General features: G+C 65.7%; 7 protein-coding genes. 5 read left to right on the top strand and 2 right to left on the bottom strand.

Annotation, left to right across the window (positions count from 1 at the left end; genetic code table 11):
• From rplU to proB, 4 genes are all read left to right on the top strand, one after another.
• A partial coding sequence (gene rplU, locus AC1DO7_RS06370; protein WP_477115901.1) for a 50S ribosomal protein L21 occupies positions 1 to 280 on the top strand: 280 nt, incomplete at its 5' end.
• 64 nt (positions 281 to 344) lie between these two features.
• Positions 345 to 605 carry a 50S ribosomal protein L27 gene (rpmA, locus tag AC1DO7_RS06365; RefSeq protein ID WP_477115900.1) on the top strand — a complete coding sequence of 87 codons (261 nt, stop codon included), beginning with the start codon at positions 345 to 347 and terminating at the stop codon, positions 603 to 605.
• A 150-nt stretch (positions 606 to 755) separates the two neighbouring features.
• Entirely contained in the window at positions 756 to 1856 is a 1101-nt protein-coding gene (gene obgE / locus AC1DO7_RS06360) for a GTPase ObgE (protein WP_477115899.1), read from the top strand.
• 68 nt (positions 1857 to 1924) lie between these two features.
• The gene (proB, locus tag AC1DO7_RS06355) at positions 1925 to 3043 is read left to right on the top strand and encodes a glutamate 5-kinase (RefSeq protein ID WP_441617830.1); all 1119 of its coding nucleotides are present in this window, start codon (positions 1925 to 1927) and stop codon (positions 3041 to 3043) included.
• Between the two features lie 79 nt (positions 3044 to 3122).
• Here proB and AC1DO7_RS06350 read toward each other — a convergent pair whose 3' ends face one another.
• Both AC1DO7_RS06350 and AC1DO7_RS06345 read right to left on the bottom strand, forming a co-directional pair.
• Positions 3123 to 3752 carry a CNP1-like family protein gene (locus tag AC1DO7_RS06350; protein WP_441617828.1) on the bottom strand — a complete coding sequence of 210 codons (630 nt, stop codon included), beginning with the start codon at positions 3750 to 3752 and terminating at the stop codon, positions 3123 to 3125.
• Positions 3745 to 4425 carry an RNA pyrophosphohydrolase gene (locus tag AC1DO7_RS06345; RefSeq protein WP_477115898.1) on the bottom strand — a complete coding sequence of 227 codons (681 nt, stop codon included), beginning with the start codon at positions 4423 to 4425 and terminating at the stop codon, positions 3745 to 3747. Before AC1DO7_RS06345 ends, AC1DO7_RS06350 begins: the two co-directional genes overlap by 8 nt.
• Before the next feature lie 186 nt (positions 4426 to 4611).
• On the opposite strand from AC1DO7_RS06345, the gene AC1DO7_RS06340 reads away from it, so the two are divergent.
• Complete coding sequence (locus AC1DO7_RS06340) at positions 4612 to 6333, top strand: proline--tRNA ligase (RefSeq protein ID WP_477115897.1); 1722 nt, start codon at positions 4612 to 4614, stop codon at positions 6331 to 6333.
• Positions 6334 to 6336: the final 3 nt, after the last annotated feature.

The raw sequence follows: 6336 nt of genomic DNA, 5'->3' as shown, positions 1-6336 counted from the left end.
ATATAAGGTTGCTGCTGGCGAAAAACTTAAAGTAGAACAGATACCGGCAGACATTGGCGCAGAAATCACGCTCGACCAGGTGCTCGCAGTGGGCGCAGGCGACCAAATCAAATTTGGCACGCCGCTGGTTAGCGGGGCTTCCGTCAAGGCTACCGTTATCTCCCAAGGTCGTCACGATAAAGTGAAGATCTTCAAGATGCGCCGTCGCAAGCACTATCAAAAGCGTCAGGGCCATCGTCAAAATTACACCGAGCTGCGCATCGAAGCGATCGTTGCCTGAGCCTTGCTCAGCGATCATCGAAATCAAGCGTAACTAGGTAAAGTAAAAGCGACAGGAGTTAGTCATGGCACAGAAAAAGGGCGGCGGTTCCACACGGAACGGCCGYGATTCSGAATCGAAGCGTCTGGGCGTSAAGGTGTWYGGTGGCCAGGCCATCAACGCCGGCAGCATCATCGTGCGTCAGCGCGGTACCCGCGTGCACCCGGGCGAGAACGTTGGCATTGGCAAGGACCACACCCTCTTTGCCCTGGTCGACGGTCACGTGCAGTTCGCCGTCAAGGGCGCTGCCAAGAAGCAGCAGGTCAGCGTCGTTCCGGCAGCCTGATCACCGCCTTTGCAGCACGAAGGCCCCGCAGTACTTGCGGGGCTTTTTCATTTCTGGCGACAATGACATCGTCGCCATTCGCCGCGCCCGTGTCTCCTGCCATCCCGGCCGGACGCACGTCTTGCGGCCGCTCCACCACGGAAGGTCATCATGAAGTTCATCGACGAAGCCAGAATTGAAGTCATTGCCGGCAATGGCGGCAACGGCAGCGCATCGATGCGGCGCGAGAAGTTCGTGCMTTTCGGCGGCCCGGACGGTGGCGATGGCGGCCGTGGCGGCAGCGTGTTCGCAGTGGCGGACCGCAACATCAACACCCTGATCGATTTCCGCTACGCCAAGAAGCATGTGGCGCGCAACGGCGAGAACGGCCGCGGCGCGGACTGCTACGGCGCGGGCGGCGAGGACGTGACGCTGCGCATGCCGGTCGGCACGCAGATCCTGGACATGGATACCGGCGACCTGATCGCCGACCTGACCGAGCACGGCCAGACCGTCTGCCTGGCCGAGGGCGGCATGGGCGGCTGGGGCAACCTGCACTTCAAGTCCAGCACCAACCGCGCGCCACGCCAGCAGGTGGACGGCAAGCCGGGCGAGCGCCGCATGATCAAGCTCGAACTGAAAGTGCTGGCCGACGTTGGCCTGCTGGGCATGCCCAACGCCGGCAAGTCGACGCTGATCTCGCATATTTCCAACGCGCGCCCGAAGGTGGCCGACTACCCCTTCACCACGCTGCATCCCAACCTGGGCGTGGTGCGGGTCGACCACGAGCAGTCCTTCGTGGTGGCCGACATCCCCGGCCTGATCGAAGGCGCGGCCGAGGGCGCCGGACTGGGCCACCAGTTCCTGCGTCACTTGCAGCGCACCGGGCTGCTGCTGCATATCGTCGACCTGGCGCCGTTCGACGAGAACGTGGATCCGGTGGCGGAAGCGCGCGCCATTGTCAACGAGCTGAAGAAATACGACGAGAGCCTCTACGACAAGCCGCGCTGGCTGGTGCTCAACAAGCTCGACGTGGTGCCCGAGGAAGAGCGCGAAAAGCGCGCGAAGGACTTCGTCAAGCGCTACAARTGGAAGGGCCCGGTGTTCCRYATCTCSGCCCTGACCGGCGAAGGCTGCCGCGAGCTGATCTACGCGATCAAGGACCACCTCGCCGCGATCAAGGCCGAGGAAGCGGCTGCACTCGAGGAACCGGACATCCGTTTCGACGAGCGCCTGCACAATATCGACCAGGGCGGCAACGCGCAGGACTGAGCCAGGCGCGGCCCGCCACTGACAATAACGGCATCACCCAGGAAGTACCCAGGAGACAGGATCCCGCCATGCAATCGGTCATCGCCCAGGCAAAACGTATCGTCGTGAAGGTCGGGTCCAGCCTGGTGACCAACGACGGCAAGGGGCTCGATCACGACGCCATCGCGCGCTGGGCGGCCCAGATCGCCAAGCTGCGCATGGCCGGCAAGGAAGTCGTGCTGGTCAGCTCCGGCGCCATTGCCGAGGGCATGCAGCGCCTGGGCTGGGTGCGGCGCCCCAAGGAAATCCACGAATTGCAGGCCGCCGCCGCGGTGGGCCAGATGGGGCTCGCGCAGGTCTACGAAAGCCAGTTCGGCCGCTACGGCATCCGCACCGCGCAGGTGCTGCTGACCCACGCCGACCTGGCCGACCGCGAGCGCTACCTCAATGCGCGCTCGACCCTGCTGACCCTGCTGTCGCTCGGCGTAGTGCCCATCATCAACGAGAACGACACCGTGGTCACCGACGAAATCAAGTTCGGCGACAACGACACCCTCGGCGCGCTGGTCACCAACCTGATCGAGGGCGATGCGCTGGTGATCCTGACCGACCAGCGCGGCCTGTACACCGCCGACCCGCGCCGCGACCCGCAGGCCGCCTTCGTGGACGAGGCGCTGGCCGGCGCGCCGGAACTCGAGGCCATGGCCGGCGGCGCCGGCACCTCGATCGGGCGCGGCGGCATGCTGACCAAGATCCTGGCCGCCAAGCGCGCCGCCAAGTCGGGCGCGCATACCGTGATCGCCTCGGGGCGCGAAGCCAATGTGCTGGAGCGGCTGGCCGGCGGCGAAGGCATCGGCACCCAGCTGCTGGCGCCGACGGGCCGCCTGAACGCGCGCAAGCAATGGATGGCCGATCACCTGCAGATGCGCGGGCGCGTGGTAATCGACGCCGGCGCGGTCGAAAAGCTCACCAGCGGCGGCAAATCGCTGCTGCCGATCGGCGTGGTGGAGGTGGAAGGTGAATTCGCGCGCGGCGAGGTCATCGCCTGCGTCGACGCGGGCGGGCGCGAAGTGGCGCGCGGCATCACCAACTACTCCAGCGCCGAGGCCCGCCTGATCGCCCGCAAGCCGTCCTCGGAGATCGAGCGCGTGCTGGGCCACCAGAACGAGCACGAACTGATCCATCGGGACAACCTCGTGCTGGTCTGAGGGGGCGGGCGGGGCAAGCAAAAAGGGCTGCACATCGTGCAGCCCTTTTTGCTTCGCACCGGCGCGTGGCCGGCGCGTGTCAGCGCACGTTCAGGCTCTTGCGCGGCGCTTCGCCACGCAGTTGCTTGACGATGTCCTGTGCCTTGCCGGACGCGGAGCGTCCTTCGCAGAAGAAATCGGTGGCCAGCGCGCCGGCGTAGTTGTTGCGCACGCCGTTGACGATGCGGATCCAGCCGTCGCGGTCGTCGCTGCCGTTGCGCACCCATTCCTTGGCACCCTTGGGCAGCGTGGCGAACAGCTTGCGCTCGTACGAATCGCAGCGCAGGCCCTCGAAGCTGGTGGTGCGCACGCCGCTCGGGCCGGTGATGACCACGGTGTAGCGCACGGCGCCGTCCACGCCGACCGAAATCGACTTGGCATCCACCCAGAAGTTGAAGTTGCCGGTCGGGCTGACTTCGAACGGGATCAGGTCGGCGTCCTGCGGCGGCGCCGGCAGCTGGGTCGCGACCTCGTTGAACTGGCGCGGGCCGAACGGATCGAGCAGGCTGAATTCCTTCTTGGGCGTGTAGTCCTCTTGGTCGGCGTCCGGATCCACCTTGGTGTAGGTGGGGGCGCTGCCGCAGCCGGCCAGGCCCAGGGACAACATTGCCGCCAGCAGGCAGGCGGCGGGCAGCCGGGCGCGCAAGCCCCGGCCGGCAGATTCAATCATCGGTACTCCGTTCTGTGGACGCCGGGTCGGCCGGCGATGTTGCGCCCTGTTCGTGGGCGTGGTGGTCCTGGTTGCCGTGCGCCAGGTGGGCGATGCCGTCGGCATGTGCGTCAGGTGYCGCGTAGGCAGATCCCGGGCGCGCCGGCAAATGCCTGCCGTGCGCGCCATGCGTGCCGTAAGGGCTCAGTGGCGCGCGGGTATTGCGCTGCAGGAAGCGGGACAACTCGTTCAGCGCGAGCTGGTACACCTCGCGCTTGAACTCGATGACCGCATCGAGCGGCACCCAGTAGTGGCTCCAGCGCCAGGCATCGAACTCCGGGTGGTCGGTGGCACGCAGGCGGATGTCGCAATCGCGGCCCGCCATGCGCAACAGAAACCAGATTTGCTTCTGTCCCCTGTAATGGCCGCGGATTTCGCGGCGGATGAACTTGTCCGGCACCTCATAACGCAGCCAGTCGCGCGTGCGACCGACAATCCTGACATGCTCGGGCAGCAGACCGACTTCTTCATGTAGCTCGCGGTACATCGCCTGTTCCGGCGTTTCGCCGTATTTGATGCCGCCTTGAGGAAACTGCCACGAATGTTCGCCGATACGCTTGCCCCAGAACACCTCGTTCCGTGCGTTGATGAGGATGATGCCGACGTTCGGGCGAAAGCCTTCACGATCGAGCATGACTGCACCTCGAATCCTTTAGAATTACGTCGATTATAAAGGAAGCGCGTAATGCGGCTTTATGCAACGGGGTGCTGGTTTTCCCCGAGCAAAAAGCGCTGTTTCAGGCGCACGCGCGCAACGGATTCGCGCCATCCTCCGCCCGCGGCTTGCGGCAGCGGACATGGCCTCACGAGAAAGCAACGGATGAAAGCCTCGCAATTCTTCATTTCCACCCTCAAGGAAGCCCCTTCCGACGCGGAAATCGTCTCGCACAAGCTGATGATGCGCGCCGGCATGATCAAGAAGCTCGGCGCCGGCATCTATAACTACATGCCGGTGGGCCTGCGGGTGATCCGCAAGGTGGAAAACATCGTGCGCGAGGAAATGAACCGCGCCGGCGCGGTCGAGCTGTCGATGCCGGTGATCCAGCCGGCCGAGCTGTGGCAGGAAACCGGCCGCTGGGACAAGATGGGGCCCGAGCTGCTGCGCCTGAAGGACCGCAACGAACGCGATTTCGCCGTGCAGCCCACCTCCGAGGAGGTGGTCACCGACATCGCCCGCAGCGAAATCCGCAGCTACAAGCAGCTGCCGGTCAATTTCTACCAGATCCAGACCAAGTTCCGCGACGAGCGCCGGCCGCGCTTCGGCATCATGCGCGGGCGCGAGTTCACCATGAAGGATGCCTATTCCTTCGACCGCGACACGGCCGGGCTCAAGGTGTCCTACGACAAGATGTTCGACGCCTATGTGCGCATCTTCCAGCGCTTCGGCCTGGAGTTCCGCGCCGTGGCGGCGGACAACGGCGCCATCGGCGGCTCCGGCTCGCATGAGTTCCACGTCATCGCCGACACCGGCGAGGATGCCATCGTCTATTGCCCCACCTCGGACTACGCCRCCAACATGGAAGCGGCCGAGGCCCTGCCGCTGCTGGCCCAGCGYGCCGCGCCGGCGCAAGACATGGTGAATACGCCCACCCCGGGCAAGGCCAAGTGCGAGCACGTGGCAGAACTGCTGGGCATCCCGCTGGCGCGCACGATCAAGTCGCTCGTGCTGGCCACCGACGGCGAGGCCGGCGCGCAGATCTGGCTGCTGCTGCTGCGCGGCGACCACGAGCTCAACGAGGTCAAGGCTTCCAAGGTACAAGGCCTGGCCGAGTTCCGCTTCGCCACCGAGGCCGAGATCGTCGAGACCTTCGGCACGCCGCCGGGCTACCTGGGCCCGATCGGCGCCAAGAAGCCCATCAAGGTGGTGGCGGACCGCACCGTTGCCAATATGAGCGACTTCGTCTGCGGCGCCAATGAAAAGGACTATCACCTGACCGGCGTGAACTGGGGCCGCGACCTGCCGGAACCGCTCGTCGCCGACCTGCGCAACGTGGTGGCCGGCGACGCCTCGCCGGACGGCAAGGGCACGCTGGAAATCTGCCGCGGCATCGAGGTGGGYCATGTGTTCATGCTCGGCACGCGCTATTCCGAGTCGATGGGCGCCACCTTCCTGGACGARAACGGCAAGACCCAGCCGATGCAGATGGGCTGCTATGGCATCGGCGTGACCCGCATCCTGGGTGCGGCCATCGAGCAGAACTTCGACGAGCGCGGCATCATCTGGCCGGCCGCCATCGCCCCGTTCGCGGTGGTGATCTGCCCGGTTGGCTATGACCGTTCCGAGGCCGTGAAGGCCGAAGCCGACCGCATCCACGCCGAACTGCTGGCAGCCGGCGTCGATGTGATCCTGGACGACCGCGGCGAACGCCCCGGCGCCATGTTCGCCGACTGGGAGCTGATCGGCGTGCCGCACCGCGTGGTGGTGGGCGACCGTGGCCTGAAGGAAGGCCGCGTCGAATACCAGGGGCGGCGCGACGCCGAGGCCACGCAACTGCCGCTGGCGGACGTGGTCGGGCACGTGCGCGGCCTGCTGTCCGCCTGAGCC

This window comes from Cupriavidus sp. 05N40 (assembly GCF_056397305.1).
The sequence above is the reverse complement of the archived record's forward strand: the minus strand, read 5'-3'. Positions and strand labels throughout refer to the sequence as shown.